General features: G+C 71.1%; 12 protein-coding genes and 5 pseudogenes. 13 read left to right on the top strand and 4 right to left on the bottom strand.

Annotated features, from left to right (window positions below):
- Nucleotides 1-265: 265 nt before the first annotated feature.
- From rpsA to NLX86_RS23710, 4 genes are all read left to right on the top strand, one after another.
- Nucleotides 266-1,774, top strand: coding sequence for a 30S ribosomal protein S1 (gene rpsA, locus NLX86_RS23725; RefSeq protein ID WP_254373787.1), 1,509 nt, complete (start codon nt 266-268; stop codon nt 1,772-1,774).
- A gap of 232 nt (nt 1,775-2,006) precedes the next feature.
- Entirely contained in the window at nt 2,007-2,945 is a 939-nt protein-coding gene (locus NLX86_RS23720; protein WP_254373786.1) for a PAC2 family protein, read from the top strand.
- A 33-nt stretch (nt 2,946-2,978) separates the two neighbouring features.
- Entirely contained in the window at nt 2,979-3,590 is a 612-nt protein-coding gene (gene coaE / locus NLX86_RS23715; RefSeq protein WP_254373785.1) for a dephospho-CoA kinase, read from the top strand.
- Nucleotides 3,591-3,656: 66 nt separating this feature from the next.
- Entirely contained in the window at nt 3,657-4,019 is a 363-nt protein-coding gene (locus tag NLX86_RS23710) for a tetratricopeptide repeat protein (RefSeq protein ID WP_254373784.1), read from the top strand.
- 33 nt (nt 4,020-4,052) lie between these two features.
- Here the strand turns inward: NLX86_RS23710 and NLX86_RS23705 are convergent, their stop codons facing one another.
- Nucleotides 4,053-4,331, bottom strand: a complete 279-nt coding sequence (locus NLX86_RS23705; RefSeq protein ID WP_254373783.1) for a DUF6343 family protein — start codon at nt 4,329-4,331, stop codon at nt 4,053-4,055.
- A gap of 233 nt (nt 4,332-4,564) precedes the next feature.
- Nucleotides 4,565-5,100, bottom strand: a pseudogene (locus NLX86_RS23700) (DJ-1/PfpI family protein); the annotation flags it as partial.
- On the opposite strand from NLX86_RS23700, the pseudogene NLX86_RS23695 reads away from it, so the two are divergent.
- Nucleotides 5,089-5,710: pseudogene (locus NLX86_RS23695) on the top strand (GlxA family transcriptional regulator); the annotation flags it as partial. The pseudogenes NLX86_RS23700 and NLX86_RS23695 sit on opposite strands and share 12 nt — an antisense overlap.
- 106 nt (nt 5,711-5,816) lie before the next feature.
- On the top strand, nt 5,817-6,176 hold the full coding sequence (locus tag NLX86_RS23690; RefSeq protein ID WP_254373813.1) for a DoxX family protein: 360 nt from the start codon (nt 5,817-5,819) through the stop codon (nt 6,174-6,176).
- Here the strand turns inward: NLX86_RS23690 and tnpA are convergent.
- Nucleotides 6,136-6,564, bottom strand: a complete 429-nt coding sequence (gene tnpA / locus NLX86_RS23685) for an IS200/IS605 family transposase (protein WP_254373782.1) — start codon at nt 6,562-6,564, stop codon at nt 6,136-6,138. The genes NLX86_RS23690 and tnpA overlap by 41 nt on opposite strands.
- A 23-nt stretch (nt 6,565-6,587) precedes the next feature.
- On the opposite strand from tnpA, the gene NLX86_RS23680 reads away from it, so the two are divergent.
- Both NLX86_RS23680 and NLX86_RS23675 read left to right on the top strand, forming a co-directional pair.
- Nucleotides 6,588-7,871, top strand: coding sequence for a transposase (locus NLX86_RS23680; protein ID WP_254373781.1), 1,284 nt, complete (start codon nt 6,588-6,590; stop codon nt 7,869-7,871).
- Between the two features lie 65 nt (nt 7,872-7,936).
- Nucleotides 7,937-8,270: pseudogene (locus tag NLX86_RS23675) on the top strand (NAD(P)H-dependent oxidoreductase); the annotation flags it as partial.
- A gap of 77 nt (nt 8,271-8,347) precedes the next feature.
- Here the strand turns inward: NLX86_RS23675 and NLX86_RS23670 are convergent.
- Nucleotides 8,348-8,989: a hypothetical protein gene (locus NLX86_RS23670; protein WP_254373780.1), complete on the bottom strand. Its 642-nt coding sequence runs from the start codon at nt 8,987-8,989 to the stop codon at nt 8,348-8,350.
- 198 nt (nt 8,990-9,187) lie between these two features.
- Here NLX86_RS23670 and NLX86_RS35150 point away from each other — a divergent pair.
- From NLX86_RS35150 to NLX86_RS23645, 5 genes and pseudogenes are all read left to right on the top strand, one after another.
- Nucleotides 9,188-9,385: pseudogene (locus NLX86_RS35150) on the top strand (helix-turn-helix domain-containing protein); the annotation flags it as partial.
- 558 nt (nt 9,386-9,943) lie between these two features.
- Nucleotides 9,944-10,891, top strand: a complete 948-nt coding sequence (locus NLX86_RS23665; RefSeq protein ID WP_254373779.1) for a hypothetical protein — start codon at nt 9,944-9,946, stop codon at nt 10,889-10,891.
- Between the two features lie 139 nt (nt 10,892-11,030).
- Complete coding sequence (locus tag NLX86_RS23660) at nt 11,031-11,759, top strand: DUF4328 domain-containing protein (protein ID WP_254373778.1); 729 nt, start codon at nt 11,031-11,033, stop codon at nt 11,757-11,759.
- A gap of 183 nt (nt 11,760-11,942) precedes the next feature.
- Nucleotides 11,943-12,607: pseudogene (locus NLX86_RS23650) on the top strand (LLM class flavin-dependent oxidoreductase).
- 412 nt (nt 12,608-13,019) lie between these two features.
- Entirely contained in the window at nt 13,020-16,004 is a 2,985-nt protein-coding gene (locus NLX86_RS23645; RefSeq protein ID WP_374213950.1) for a DEAD/DEAH box helicase, read from the top strand.
- Nucleotide 16,005 lies beyond the last annotated feature (1 nt).

The raw sequence follows: 16,005 nt of genomic DNA, 5'->3' as shown, positions 1-16,005 counted from the left end.
TAAGTTGTGCCGGGTATAGGGCAATTCGCCCCGGGTGTGCGCGTTCGCGCATTGACCGTGTCCGGCTGCCCCCGTATGCTACAAGTTGCGTTGCGAGCCTGCGCTCCTCAGACCTAGCAGGCTGCGCTCGCCCCTGTTGTATGTCCCCTCGGTTCTACGAGGCGCTGGTGCGTCTCCAAAGCTGTCCGGCTTCTGCAGCGGCGACAAGGGCTCCCGGCGTAGCAGTACCTACGACTTTCTGTCCGTAACCGGAGCCCTTTCCCACATGACGAGCAGCACCGAGACCACCGCCACCACTCCGCAGGTAGCGGTCAACGACATCGGTAACGAGGAAGCCTTCCTCGCCGCGATCGACGAGACGATCAAGTACTTCAACGACGGCGACATCGTCGACGGCGTCATCGTGAAGGTCGACCGGGACGAGGTCCTGCTCGACATCGGTTACAAGACCGAAGGCGTCATCCCGAGCCGCGAACTCTCGATCAAGCACGACGTCGACCCCAATGACGTCGTCAAGGTCGGCGACGAGATCGAGGCGCTTGTTCTCCAGAAGGAGGACAAGGAAGGCCGTCTGATCCTGTCCAAGAAGCGCGCTCAGTACGAGCGTGCCTGGGGCACGATCGAGAAGATCAAGGAAGAAGACGGCATCGTCACCGGTACCGTCATCGAGGTCGTCAAGGGTGGTCTCATCCTCGACATCGGCCTCCGTGGCTTCCTGCCGGCTTCTCTCGTCGAGATGCGCCGCGTCCGCGACCTCCAGCCCTACGTGGGCAAGGAGCTCGAGGCCAAGATCATCGAGCTGGACAAGAACCGCAACAACGTGGTCCTGTCCCGCCGTGCCTGGCTCGAGCAGACCCAGAGCGAGGTCCGTCAGACCTTCCTCACGACCCTGCAGAAGGGCCAGGTCCGCTCCGGCGTCGTTTCCTCGATCGTCAACTTCGGTGCGTTCGTGGACCTCGGCGGCGTCGACGGTCTCGTCCACGTCTCCGAGCTTTCCTGGAAGCACATCGACCACCCCTCCGAGGTTGTCGAGGTCGGCCAGGAAGTCACCGTCGAGGTTCTCGACGTCGACATGGACCGCGAGCGTGTCTCCCTGTCGCTCAAGGCGACGCAGGAAGACCCGTGGCAGCAGTTCGCCCGGACCCACCAGATCGGTCAGGTCGTCCCGGGTAAGGTCACCAAGCTCGTTCCGTTCGGTGCGTTCGTGCGCGTCGACGAGGGCATCGAGGGCCTGGTCCACATCTCCGAGCTGGCCGAGCGCCACGTGGAGATCCCGGAGCAGGTCGTCCAGGTCAACGACGAGATCTTCGTCAAGGTCATCGACATCGACCTCGAGCGCCGCCGCATCAGCCTCTCGCTGAAGCAGGCCAACGAGTCCTTCGGTGCCGACCCGGCGTCGGTCGAGTTCGACCCGACCCTGTACGGCATGGCCGCGTCGTACGACGACCAGGGCAACTACATCTACCCCGAGGGCTTCGACCCCGAGACCAACGACTGGCTCGAGGGCTTCGAGAAGCAGCGCGAGGAGTGGGAGCGCCAGTACGCCGAGGCGCAGGTCCGCTTCGAGCAGCACCAGGCGCAGGTCATCAAGTCCCGCGAGGCCGACGAGGCCGCCGCTGCCGAGGGCGCTGCCGCCCCGGCCGCCGGTGCCGGCGCCGGTGCGGGCATCTCGGGCGGTTCGTACTCCTCGGAGTCGGACGACAACTCCGGCGCCCTGGCGTCGGACGAGGCCCTGGCCGCGCTCCGCGAGAAGCTGGCCGGCGGCCAGAGCTGATCGCAGCTCAGCGCTTCGGCGCGGCTGAGTAGCTGAAACGGTAAGGCCCGTCCCTTCGGGGGGCGGGTCTTACCGCGTTTACCAGCGAGATGAACTGGGCGTTCCGCTCGTCGTGTTCACCCCGGATCGGGCCATGGGCGGTAGGTGCGCCCGCCGTTCACGGGCGTACGCGGGGAATGCCTCCGCCCGGCCCGGCGTTCTTCCCCATGAAACACGAGGAGGAGCGGTAATCGTGCTTGATCCACAGGGTTTGTACGCATGGGAGCCGAAGGGGCTGGCCGTCGTCGACATGGCGCTCGCCCAGGAATCGGCCGGCTTGGTCATGCTCTACCACTTCGACGGCTACATCGACGCGGGTGAGACCGGCGACCAGATCGTCGAGCGGCTGCTCGACACGCTGCCCCACCAGGTCGTGGCCCGCTTCGACGCAGACCGGCTCGTGGACTACCGCGCGCGCCGCCCGCTGCTCACCTTCCAGCGCGACCGCTGGACCTCGTACGAGCAGCCCAAGCTGGAGGTCCGCGTGGTGCAGGACGCCACCGGAGCCCCCTTCCTGGTGCTGTCCGGCCCCGAGCCCGATGTGGAGTGGGAGCGCTTCGCGGTCGCCGTACGGCAGATCGTCGAGCGCCTCGGCGTCCGGCTGTCGGTGAACTTCCACGGCATTCCGATGGGCGTCCCGCACACCCGCCCGGTCGGCATCACCCCGCACGGCAACCGCACCGACCTCATGCCGGGGCACCGCAGCCCGTTCGACGAGGCGCAGGTGCCGGGCAGCGCGGAGTCGCTGGTCGAGTTCAGGCTCGCCGAGGCCGGTCACGACGTCCTCGGCGTCGCGGCACACGTCCCGCATTACGTGGCCCGCTCCTCCTACCCCGACGCGGCGCTGGCCACCCTGGAAGCGATCACGGCGGCCACCGGGCTGGTGCTGCCGGCCGTCGCGCACGCGCTGCGCACCGAGGCACACCGGACCCAGACCGAGATCGACCGGCAGATCGGTGAGGGCGACGAGGAGCTGGTCGCGCTGGTGCAGGGGCTGGAGCACCAGTACGACGCGGTGGCGGGCGCGGCGACCCGGGGCAACATGATCGCCGAGCCGGCCGAGATCCCGTCCGCGGACGAGATCGGCCGCGAATTCGAACGCTTTCTCGCGGAGCGGGAGGGCGAGGCGTAGATCGGTCCAGGGCCCTGTCCTAAGCTTCGGGCCATGCTGAAAGTGGGCCTGACAGGTGGAATCGGTGCCGGTAAGAGCGAGGTCTCGCGGCTGCTCGTCTCGTACGGCGCCGTGCTGATCGACGCGGACAACATCGCGAGAGAGGTCGTCGAGCCCGGGACACCCGGCCTCGACGCCGTCGTCGAGGCCTTCGGGGAGTCCGTCCTCACCGCCGACGGCACCCTGGACCGGCCGAAGCTCGGCTCGATCGTCTTCGCCGACCAGGACAGGCTGCGCACGCTCAACGCGATCGTGCACCCGCTGGTCGGGGCCCGCTCGGCCGAGCTGGAAGGCGCGGCCGGGCCCGATTCCGTCGTCGTCCACGATGTACCGCTGCTCACCGAGAACGGGCTCGCGCCGCTGTACGACCTGGTCGTGGTCGTCGACGCCTCCCCGCAGACCCAGCTGGACCGGCTGACCCGGCTGCGTGGAATGGCCGAGTCCGAGGCCCGGGCGCGGATGGCCGCGCAGGCGAGCCGGGAGCAGCGGCTGGCGGTCGCGGACCTCGTCATTGACAACGACGGCCCGTTGGAAGCCCTGGAACCGCAGGTCCGCAAGGTGTGGGTGGAGCTCTCCGAGCGCGCGGCGCACCGGGCGGGCACCTGACGGGTTCATGGAATACGGCCGACTGTGCAGGCGTTGAAAGCGCGCAGCAAGGGAAGGAAGCTGACCGTGCCCGAGAGCAACCCGGAAACTCACGTCATCGACTACCGCGCCGCCGAACAGCTTCTCGCCGCCCGTGACCCGCGGGGCGCGGTCAGGCTGCTGGACTCGGTCATCGCAGCGCATCCGGAGAACACGGCGGCCCGCCTGCTGCGCGCTCGCGCGTTCTTCGCGGCGGCCCAACTGCGGCCCGCCGAGCTCGAGTTCGAGTTGGTCCTGGAGCGCGAGCCGGACAACGCGTTCGCGCACTTCGCGCTGGCCCGCACCTTCCAGCGCTCGGGACGCCCCGAGCACGCCAGGCGGCACTTCCGGCTTGCGGCGGCGCTGGATCCCAATCCGGAGTATCTCGAGGCCGCGAAGTTCGACGCGTAAAGCGTCACGGGTGGGCACGTAGAGCTCTGCGTATCAGCTGCCGCGCCCGCCCCGCCCGCCGTGGTCGGGTTCGTACGGCGGGACGTCCGGGCCGGGTTGGTAGTGCGGGCCCTGGTGCAGGTGCCGCAGGACCAGCACCAGGTCGACGGCAACCACCACCAGCAGCAGGCCACAGGCGACCGCCCAGCCCGTGCGGCCGGCCAGGGCGAACGCGGCGGTGCCGGACGCGGCCCAGATCAGGCCCCACACACTCAGCCAGAGCCGCATCCGCAGCGGACTGCGTGCGGTGCTTGGTTCATTGCCGGTACGCATGATGATCGCCTCTCCCGCTGGTGTACCCCGGAACCGGGCCGAAATCCGCGAACGGCGACGCGATCGGGCAGGCCGTTCACCGTCGCGCTCCCGTGGTGGAGCCGGGACGGACGATCATCAGTACGGTGACCGTGGCCCACAGGAGGTTGAACATTCCCGTGTGCATGGCCAGCCGGGCAGCCACCGCGATGCGCGGAGCGTGCGGGCCAGGTGCGTGGGCCTGGGGTCCCGGGTCAGAGGGACGCGGGGACGAGGCCCTCGCTGCGCCAGACCGTGCCCCGGCGTTTCGTGCGCGAAGAGCCGCTCCACCGCGTACGCGACGCGCGGCCCCAGCTCCTGTTCCAGCAGGTGGAGGCCGAGGTCCAGGCCCGAGGTGACCCCCGCGCCCGTCACCAGGTCGCCGTCGTCGACCACCCGGGCGTCCACCGCATGCACTCCGGCGGCATCCAGCGCCCCCAGCCCCAGGTAGTGGGTCGTCGCGGGCCGGCCCGCGATCAGCCCGCCACGGCAAGGAGCATTGAGCCGCCGCACACGGTGCGCGCACGGTGGCCACGGTCGTACCCGCCCGGTCGCGGGCGTCCTTCAGCAGGGCCGGCAACTCAGTCCGAAGCGAGCCAGCCAGGACGGCCGGGATCGCGTCCGCGCTGCCGTCGTCGGCGGTACGCCCCGCCGCGCCCGGCACCACGATCACGTCGGCGACCGCGGGATCGAGCCGCGCGGTGGCCCGCAGGGCCAGCGGTCCCGTGCCGCTCGGTACGGGATGCGCGCCACCACCCACCGGGTGGCCGCAGCCCTGTTCGCCGAACGCCACCCCGCGGTCGAGGGGGACGCCGATGTCCTCTACGTCGACAACGGGCAGTTCCTGACCTCGGCCGGGGCGGCGGCCGGCCTCGACCTGTGCCTGCACATGATCCGGCGCGACCACGGGTCCGCGGTCGCCGCCGATGCCGCGCGGCTTTCGGTCATGCCTCGCGAACGCGAGGGCGGGCAGGCGCAGTTCATCGTCCAGCCGCAGCCTCCCGCTCCCCACGGCTCGGTCATGGAGCCACTGCTGCGGTGGATGGAGGACAACGTCCGGCGCGAACTCACCCTCGACGACATCGCCGACCGCGCCGGGATGAGCACCCGCACCCTCAACGGGCGGTTCCGAGAACAGACCAGTACCACCCCCTGCAGTGGCTGCACCGCGCCCGGATCCGCCAGGCCCAATATCTGCTGGAGACCACCACCCACCCGGTGGACCGGATCGCGGACCGGGTGGGCTTCGGTTCGCCCACCGCGTTCCGCGACCGCTTCAGACGCCTCACCGGCACCAGCCCGCCGGCGTACGCAGGGCCTTCCAGGGCACGGATACGGCCGCCCGCCTGCCCGGAGCGTAAAGAAGTCCGGTCCAAAGCGCCCGCGAGCGATGAGTTCCGCGCAGCCGCCCGGTCTATCCCGGTGAAAGCACACACGCCGCCGCAAGGCCCTTCCGAGGAGACCGAGATGTCCGACGCAACGCCCCCCGCCGCGACCGCTACCGCAGGCACCGCTACCGCCGCCCCGAGCCGCCGCGCGCACATCGCGCTGCGCGCGCTTCAGGTTGTACTGGCCCTGTTCTTCGGGGTCGCCAGCGCCTTCCCGAAGCTCATCGGCCACTCCTCGGCAGCGGAATCCTTCGACAAGATCGGCTTCGGCGACTGGTACATGTACCTCGTCGGCGGCCTGGTGCGCAGTGCTCTGCCCTTCAGGGCGGAGGTTATGCGCATCCTTGGCCTGGAGGCGCGGAGCGCCGTGGTTCGCTGTGCCTCCGGTAACCGCACGGTCATACCGGTCGTTGCTGCTGTTCGATGTACTGGCGGATGACGGTGAGCGGTGCCCCGCCGCAGGAGCCGGCGAAGTATGAGCCGGACCAGAAGTGGCCGCCCCACAGATACCGGCGCACGTGCGCGTCGTACTCCTTGCGCAGGTAGCGCGAACTGACGCCCTTGAGAGAGTTGACCAGTTTGGAGAGCTGGACCTTGGGCGGGTAATGCACGAGCAGGTGCACGTGGTCCTCTTCGCCGTTGAACTGCTTCAGCTCGGCCTCGAAGTCGGCGCAGACCTCGCGCATGATCTCCTCGCACCTGGTCAGCATGTCGTCGGTGAGCGCCCTGCGCCGGTACTTAGTGACAAAAACCAAATGGACATGCAGGTTGTAGACGACGTGACGGCCGGTGCGTACATCGGGGTTAGGATTCCAGCGTGGTGACATGAACCAAATGCTACGCTGGCGATGTGAACAGCGAGCCCGCGTGGGAGAAACGGCAGTTCGGGCACCGCGCCCGGCTAGCGCTGACGCCTGCTCAGGTTCACCTGGTCGACGCCCAGGCGCACGCCGCCCGCACGATGTGGAACCTGCTCCACGACTGGTGGACGATGATCCCCAAGGACCGCAGGAGCCTCGCCGCGGCGGACGCGGCGATACGTCAAGCCCGCAAGGACATCGACTGGCTTGGTGTTCTGCCTGCGCAGGCCGCGCAAGCGGTGCTGAAGACGTATTTCCAGGCGTGGAAGAACTGTTGGGACGGCCGGGCGGACGAGCCGAACTTCAAGGCCCGCTTCCGCACCGGGATGTCCGTGGACATCCCGCAGGGCCGGGACCTGAACATCACCCGCGTGCACCGCCGCTGGGGCATGGTCAACATCCCCAAGATCGGGCGGATCCGCTTCCGCTGGACCAAGGATCTCCCGGTCGGCAAGCGTGCCAACACCGACAGCCGCATCACCGGGGCCCGACTGGTCAAGGACGCGCTCGGCTGGCACATCGCCTTCCGCATCCAGACCCTTGAACCCGAGCCCGAGCCGCACCCCGGACCGGAAATCGGCATCGACGTCGGCGTCACCGTGCCCCTGGCCCTCTCGGACGGGACAACATACGACCACGACGCATGGCTGACCGGGAAGGAAGCGGCCAAGCTGCTCCGCCTGGAGCAGCGGGCCGCGCACCGTACGAGCTTCCGCAGGCGCGGGGAGAAGACCTCCGGCCGACTGCGGACCACCTATGACCAGATCCAGGCGCTGCGTGCGAGAGCCAAGCGCAGGCACCTGGACTGGCAGCACCGGACCACCGCCGAGATCACCGCGAAGTACAGCGTGATTGTGGTGGAAGCATTGCAGATCACGAACATGGTCAAGTCCGCCAAGGGCACCGTGGACCAGCCGGGGAAGAACGTCGCTCAGAAGTCCGGCCTCAACCGCTCCATCAGCCAGCAGGCATGGGGCCGCACGGTCGAGCTGCTGACGTACAAGACCGCCCGCCAGGGCGGCACCCTGGTCAAGGTTCCCGCCCCCGGGACCTCCCAGCGCTGCTCGGCGTGCGGGTTCACCACGCCGGGCAGCCGGGAGTCCCAGGCCGTGTTCGTGTGCAAGAACCCGGACTGCGGCTGGTACGGCAACGCCGACCACAACGCCGCCCGGAACGTCTTGCATCTGTACCGGATGGGCCCCGCGCTCATCCCGGCTGCCGGGAGGGCAGTCGCCAGGCGCGCTCGTCGCGTCCAGCCCGCCACCGCAAGGTAGGCAGGAATCTCCCTCGTTCACGAGGGAGAGCACTTCAACCGTGGTTCGGCCAGGACATCCATCCCTTCGACGTGATCGACCCGGACGAGCTCGCCGGGAAGCCCGTCCTCATCGCCGCCACCGGCGGTACGGCGCGCCAACTCGCTGGCCCTCGAACACGCGCTGCGCCCGCTGTTCGCGTATCTGCGTACGCAGGTCGTGCCCACGGCCGTGTTCGCGGCCTCGGAGGACTTGGGTGGCGCGGGCGGCGCGGGAGACGCGCGTACGGACGGCCTGTCCGCACGCATCGCGCGTGCCGCCGGCGAACTGGCCGTCCCGCTTGGCCGGATGCCGGCGTCGGCTCCTGCGCCCGTGGAGGTAATCCCCTTCGCGGAGCAGCTGGCGGCGCTCCGCGCCTGACATGACACCGGCGGGCCCCCGTCCCCCGTCCCCCGGTCCCCCCCGGTGTCCCGGGTTCTGGGGGCCCGCCCGGCTCGTCAGTTGAGCTTGTTGACGGCTGTGGTCGTCGTCCTCTTGAACCTGTTGACCGGCGCGTCAGCGAGGTGGCCCATCTGGGACCAGTTGACGACGGTCACGGTGCTGCCGTCGCGTCCGATGCCGTAGAGGTGCACGCCCGGTTCCGAGTCGGGGACCGAGGTGTGCACGCCGTAGACATGGGCACCCTCCTCCACGCTCAACCGGCCGTAGTCCTGCCAGCTGGCTGTGCCACCGGGCGTCTCGCGCAGCCAGTCGGCCGCGCAGCCGGCAACGGCCTTCTCGACCGCCGCGGTCAGCTTGCGGGCGGCGGTGGTGGAGGAGGCCCGCACCGAGATCTGGCTCGCCCCGGTGTCGTACTCGGTACCGAAGCTGCGGTGCCAGGCGCCCTTCGACGGCAGTACGCCGTCGAGGCAGAACGGTACGAACTCGGGCAGCCCGCGGGTCACTTTGCCGGCGAACCACGGCGAGGTGGGGTGCGGCGGCAGGTCCGTGCCCTTGATGAAGCCGGGTGCGGTGGCGGCTGCGGTGGCGGTCGCGGCTGCGGGTGCTCGGGCGGGCTGGGTCTGGGCGGTGCCGGGCAGGGTGCAGGCGGCCACGGCGGCCGCTGCCACGACGGCCACCGTGAGGGTGCGCTGAAGCATGGGTGATTCCCCCGTCTTTCTGTGTGCTGTGAGGTGAACTGCTGTTGCGTGGCCAGCGTCTGAGCTGGAGAGGCGTGAAGGCAACGGAACGCGGCCGATCCGGGACGCAGGAACGGCTGTACGTACGCCCACCTGGGGGAATGACCCTGGGGTGGAACGCTGTTGCGGGACGGCGGGATCGGGGGAAATGGGGGAACGGTGGAGAGAGCGGCAGAGACCCAGGCTTTCGCCGACTGCCTGCGCGGCCTGAAGGAACGCGCGGGCCTCAGCTACGGCACGCTCGCGCGGCGCCTGCACGTCAGCACGTCGACGCTGCACCGGTACTGCAACGGCGACGCGGTGCCGGTCGAGTTCGCGACGGTGGACCGCTTCGGCCGCCAGTGCGGCGCGTCGCCGCAAGAGATGGTGGACCTGCACCGCCGCTGGCTCCTGGCGGACGCGCAGCGCATGCGAGACTCCGCGCGCGGTCCGGGACCGGGCCGGCCCGCGCCTGGGCCGGCAGGGGAGTCCGTACGTGAACCGCAACCGGCGCCTGTACGCGGGGTGGGCCTGGGGCCCGTACCGGCGGCCGTGCATGGGCCGGAACGGGAGCCCGTACGCGGGCCGGAACGGGGACCCGTACCGGAAAGGCCCACGCAGCCGGTACCGGGACCCGCAGCGGCGCAGCCACCGGGGCCGGGACCGCAGTTGGCGTCGGCGCCGGGTTCGGGCTCCGCGCCGGAGCCCGGACCGCAGGCGGCCTCGGAGTCGGGTCGGGGCCCCGGACCGCAGTTGGCGTCGGAGTCGGGTCCGCGCGAGGCACCGGAGTCGGGTTCGCGTCGCGTACCGGTGCCCGGAGCACCGTTGGCATCGGAGCCCGGTCCGCAGGGCGGGCCGGCGGCCGCTGCCCAGCATTCGTCGGAACCGGAATCGGAACCGCGGTCAGGAGGTGGGGGTATCGCGGCTGCTGGGGCGGTGCGTCCGGCGCGTCGTCGGGCGGGGCGGCGCCATGCCGCCCTCGCGGCCGCCGTCGGCGCGCTCGTCGCCGCCGCCATCGCCGTGGACCTGGCCACCGGTTCCACCGCCGACCCCACACCCCGGACCGGGCGCGACACCGGTACCGGTACCGGTACCGGTACCGGTACCGGTACCGGTACCGGTCCTGACCCCAGCGCCGGTCCGACCGCCGTCACTCGGGCGCCCGGCACCACGCCCACAACCGTACCGACTTCCAGCCCGGGCTCCACTCCGGCGCGCAGCTCCCCTCCCCCCGCCGCCACCCCCACCCCACCACCGACGGGCGGCCGCGCGCCCCTGACGTGGACCGCCCGTTCCCACGTCTGGCAGCACGGTTGCGACCACAGCTACGTCATCGACCGCGCCCCGAAGGACGTCCCGGCGCCACCGGTCGAACAGGACGCCCACGCCTGGGCGGCGGCCCAGCGCGCCGTGCACGGCGGGCAGACAGTCGTCGAGATCACCGTGCAGGGCGACGCGGCCGAACCTGCCGTCCTCCAGGCCCTGCAGGTACGGGTTGCCGGCCGCCGCACACCACTGCCCTGGAACGTCTACACGATGTCCCAGGGCTGCGGCGGCATCCTCACCCCTGCCTCATTCGCCGTGAAACTGGACGTCCCGCGCCCCCTCGCCCGCCCCGTGGCCGGCTTCGACGGCGAGAAGGCACTGCCGGCCGTGACCTTCCCGTTCCGGGTGTCGTCAACGGACCCCGTCGTCCTACGCGTGGAGGCCACCACGTCCGGTTGCGACTGCGACTGGTACCTCGAACTCGCCTGGACCCGGTCCGGCCGGTCCGGCACGACGCGGATCGACGACGGCGGCAGGCCGTTCCGTACGAGCGCGGCCAAGGGCCGTCCGGAGTACGGCTACACGCGGGAGCACGGTGGCTGGGCGACCGACCGGTGACGGTACCGATCACGACCCGTGGCGACGGCTCGCGTATCCTCCCCGGGCAGCCACGGCCTCGTGGCTGGTCAACGGGGTCCCCGGGGAGGGGAACCCATGTTCCCGGGGGTCCCTCATCATGATCTGCACGGGCTGTGGCATGTCCAAAGCAACCACAGGGGAAGGGCTCTGCGACGGCTGTGTCATCGCGGCGGCAGCCTCCGCGCCGCCGCCTCCGGCGGTGTCCGCGCATCCGGCGCGGCTGCGCTCGCCCGTGGGGCTCTCGTACGCGGTCCTGGCGCTGCTCGGACTTGTCGTCGCAGCCGACCTGTTCGCGATGTTTGCCGCGGTGTCCATGCACGGCGCGATGGGCGACGCGCAGCAGACTCAGGGCAGCGTTGACCGGGCCAACGACCTGTCCTTCATGGCAGCGAACCTCCAGCGCTGGGCACTGCTCGCGACGGCGACCCTCTTCATCATCTGGTTCCACCGCGTCCGCGCGAACGCCGACGTCTTCGCTCCGGACGGCCACACCCGCGGCCGTGGCTGGGCGATCGGCGCATGGTTCATTCCGATCGCCAACCTCTGGATACCGCGCGGAATCGCCGTCGGCATCTGGCGGGCGAGCGCCCCGGAGGGGCCGCACCTCGCACTGAGCAAGGTCTCGCACGCTGTCGTCAACGCGTGGTGGACGATATGGGTCGTCGCCATACTGACGGGCCGCTTGGCTACCACGAGATACAACAAGGCCGTTGAGCCTGAGCAGGTGCGCGACGCCGCGGAGTTGCTGATCGCCGCGAACCTCGCTGACATCGCGGCCGCGGCTCTGGCCATGCTGTTCGTACGGACGCTGACCTCGATGCAGCGCATCAAGGCCCAGCGCGGCTAGGCGGCTGCGACGGCGCTTGCGGTCTGACCCGGAGCCGGGGGTACCTCGTCGCCGTCGCGACCGCCGCGGAACGGCTCGGATTCGACAGCGTGTCCGCCGGCGAGCGGTTGCTGCTGCCCGCCGGACCGCACTGGCGCAACTAGGCCGGGCTGCCGGAGTCGTACGTCTGGGACACCCCTGGAGATGCTGACCTGGGCGGCGGCGCACACCCGTCGCATCCGCGTGAGTTCCGGCGCCGTGAACGCGCTGTTCCAGCCGCCGATCGTGCTCGCCCCACGGTTGGCCACCCTCGACCGGCCCTCCGGCGGCCGACTCGACGTGGACTGGGGCAGGGCCGGCTGCCGGAGGAGTTCACCGCGACCGGTGCGCCGCTGAGCCGTCGCGGGGCCGGCTTCGAGGAGCATCTGGCGGCATGCGGGCGTGCTGGGGACCGGACCCCGGTCCAGCTCGACGGCCCGTACTTCCGGATCCCGCTGTCCACGGTCGGCCCGAAGCCGGTGAACGGCAGCCTGCCGGTGGTCATCGGGGCGGTGGCCCGCCCGGCGGTGGAGCGTGCCGCGCGGATCGGCGACGGGTTCGTCACCGGCGTACGGGACTGGGACACCAGCCGCACCGAGATCGGCTGGTACCGGGCGGCAGGCGGCACGGGCCAGGTCGTCCTCCGGGTGATGCCGCCCGTAGAGGACACCCCGGACCTGGCCGAAGACTTCGCCCGGATCGTGCTGGAAGACCTGAAACGGGCCGCTGATCTCGGGGCCGACGAGATCCACTGGGAACCCGGGCTCACCGGAATCGCCCCCGACCGCCAGATCGAGGCCCTCGAAGCGCCGGCCGCGAAGCTCGCGTAACGGGGGCTGTCAGACCCCGCTCGTAGACTCGGCCAGGTCAGGGAATCCATGGGCACGAGCGGGGGGAGGGACGGTGGCGCACTGGATGCACCCGTCGTCGGCCGAGGGCGCGGCCGACGCGCTTGCGCGCTACGCCGCGGTGTTCCTCCCGGCCGCGCTGCCGCGCGAGGCCCGGATCGCCTTCTGGTCCCCAACAGGAACCCCCCTCCCACCACGGCCGGAGACCACGTCGCCGCACCCGGCCGACCGAGCCGAAGTCGCGGACACCCAGCTCGCGGACCCCGCACCCCCGGCCGACCGGGCCCCGGACCTCACGGACGCCCCACCCCCGCTCGCGGACCCTGCGCGTGCCAAGACGGCGGTATCCGGCGGCGCACCGGGGGCTGGTGCCGAGCCGGCGGGTGGTGCGCACATGGTGCCCGGCGGCGCACCGGGCGTCGGTGCCGGGCCGGCAGGAGCCCTGGCCGCGATGCCCGGCGGCGCTATGGGTGCTGGTGCCGGGTGGGCAGGAGGGGCGTCGGCAGCCCTTGACGCACCCGGTGCTTGGGCCGGTCCGGTAGGAGCCCTGGCCGCGGGGCCCGGTGGCCAGGGCGGCCCGGCGCCGGCGTCGGCGTCCGCCGCGGATGGGGGTGGGCGGATCATTGTCGTGCGGCGCGACGGCAGCAGTGGTGGTGTGCGCAGCCAGCCCGTTTCCGCCGTCCTGCTGCCCCTTGCCGACGCGCTGTCCGTGCTCGCCCGTGCCCGGCACGATCCCGCCGCTCACCCGGCCGCCCGCTGCTGGGGTGCGGCCGCGCTGCACGCCCTTCACCTGGTGGCTCGGGGCCGGCTCCTGCCAGGCCTGACCGCCGATGACCACGACGCGTGGCGGGCCGGTCCCCTGGACGCGGACGACGTGGCGCACCTGCGGTCCATCGCAGCGGCCATGCCGTACGAGGCATACGCCATCCCCCTGCCGGGCCCCCCGGGCCGCGGGCCCCTCCAGCTGCCCGAGCCCGAGGCGCTGGTACGGGCCTTCCTCGACGCGGTCGCCGACACCCTGCCGCGTACGCCGGCCGCCGGCCACGCGTACGGCGCACCCTTCGCGGCGCGCGAGCCACAGCGGCTGCCCGAGCAGCGGGAGTGGGCGGCCGAAGTCGCCGCGGGGATGGATACCGGGGTCGGGATCTCGCTGCGGCTCGACCTCTCCGCATACGACCTCTTCGACACCTCGGGCGACGGGGACCGCCACGGCGACGGCGACCGCCACGGCGACGGCGGCGAACGACGAGCGGGCGCGGCCGTCGTCCAGGTGCACAGCCTGGCCGACCCGACGCTCGTCATCGACGCGGCGCGGCTGTGGGACGGAGAGGGCAGCGACCGCTTCGGGCCGCGTGCCCGCATCGAGGCGGTACTCGCGCTGCGCCGCGCGGCGCGCCTCTGGCCGCCCCTCGGCCGGCTGCTGGAGCAACCCACGCCCGACGTACTGCCGCTCGACGAGGACGAGTTGGCCGATCTGCTAGGAATCGCCGCGACCCGGCTCGCCGCCGCCGGGATCGCCGTGCACTGGCCGAGGGAGCTGGCGCGTACGCTCACCGCCACCGCCGTCGTACGGCCCGCGCCGGGCTCGGCGACAGACGGCACGCCGTTCTTCGACGCGGAGGAACTCTTCGCGTTCCAGTGGCAGTTGGCCCTCGGCGATGACCGGCTCAGCGAAGCCGAGATGGACGCCCTCGCCGAGGCGCACCGCCCGATCGTGCGGCTGCGGGACAAGTGGGTGGTGGTCGACCCCGCGCTCGTACGCAAAGCGCGCAAGCGGGAGTTGGGCCTTCTGGACCCGGTGGACGCACTGGCGGTCGCCCTCACCGGCACGGCGGAGATCGACGGTGCGACGGTCGAGGCCATCCCCACCGGCACCCTGGCGACCCTGCGCACCCGGCTCACCACGGACACCGCCCCGCTGCCACCGCCGCCCGGGCTGAACGCCACCCTGCGCGACTACCAGCTGCGCGGCCTCGGCTGGCTGGACCTGATGACCTCGCTCGGCCTCGGTGGCTGCCTCGCGGACGACATGGGCCTCGGCAAAACGATCACGGTCATCGCCCTCCACCTGCACCGGGCCCGCAGCGAACCCACCCTGGTCGTCTGCCCGGCATCGCTGCTCGGCAACTGGCAGCGCGAGATCACCCGCTTCGCGCCCGGCGTCCCCGTGCGCCGCTTCCACGGCGCCGGCCGCACCCTGTCCGGTCTCGCCGGCGGCTTCGTCCTCACCACGTACGCAACGATGCGCGCGAGCGCCGGTCATCTGGCCACCCACGCCTGGGGCATGGTCGTTGCCGACGAAGCGCAGCACGTGAAGAACCCGCACTCCTCGACGGCGAAGGCGCTGCGGACGATTCCCACATCCGCCCGGGTCGCGCTCACCGGCACCCCGGTCGAGAACAACCTCTCCGAGCTGTGGGCGCTCCTCGACTGGACCACGCCCGGACTGCTCGGCCCGCTCAAGTCGTTCCGCGCCCGCCACGCCCGCGCGGTCGAAGGCGGCGAGGACGAAGAAGCGGTCGAACGACTCGCCCGCCTCGTCCGCCCCTTCCTTCTGCGCCGCAAGAAGTCCGACCCGGGCATCGCCCCCGAACTGCCGCCCAAGACGGAGACCGACCACCCCGTCCCGCTCACCAGGGAACAGGCGTCCCTGTACCAGGCCGCCGTACACGAGACGATGGCCGCCATCGAGGCGAGCGAAGGCATCGCGCGGCGCGGCTTGATCATGAAGCTGCTGTCCTCGCTCAAGCAGATCTGCAACCACCCGGCGCAGTTCTTGAAAGAGCACAGCCTGAAAGAACACGGCTTGAGAGAGCACGGACCACAGGCGACCCCCGTCCGCCTCGGCAACCGCTCCGGAAAGCTGACGCTCCTCGACGAACTCCTCGACACGATCCTCTCCGAGGACGACTCGGTCCTGGTCTTCACCCAGTACGTGACCATGGCCCGGCTCCTCTCCGAGCACCTCACCGCACGCGGCGTCCCCTCCCAACTCCTCCACGGGGGAACGCCGGTGGCCCAGCGCGAGGAGATGGTGGACCGCTTCCAGTCCGGTGAGGTCCCTGTCTTCCTGCTCTCCCTCAAGGCGGCGGGCACCGGTCTGAACCTCACTCGGGCATCCCATGTCATCCATTACGACCGCTGGTGGAACCCGGCCGTGGAGGAGCAGGCCACCGACCGTGCCTACCGCATCGGCCAGACCCAGCCGGTCCAGGTCCACCGGCTGATCGCGGAAGGCACGGTCGAGGACCGGATCGCCGAAATGCTGGCGTCCAAGCGCGCGTTGGCCGACGCGATCCTGGGTGGCGGAGAGGCGGCCTTGACCGAGCTGTCCGACGCTCAGCTCGCCGACCTGGTGGCCTTGCGGAGGCCGTCATGAG

The organism is Streptomyces sp. A3M-1-3, from assembly GCF_024213665.1.
Lineage (GTDB): Bacteria > Actinomycetota > Actinomycetes > Streptomycetales > Streptomycetaceae > Streptomyces.
Note: the sequence above shows the minus strand (reverse complement) of the source record. Positions and strands in the feature narration are given on the sequence as shown.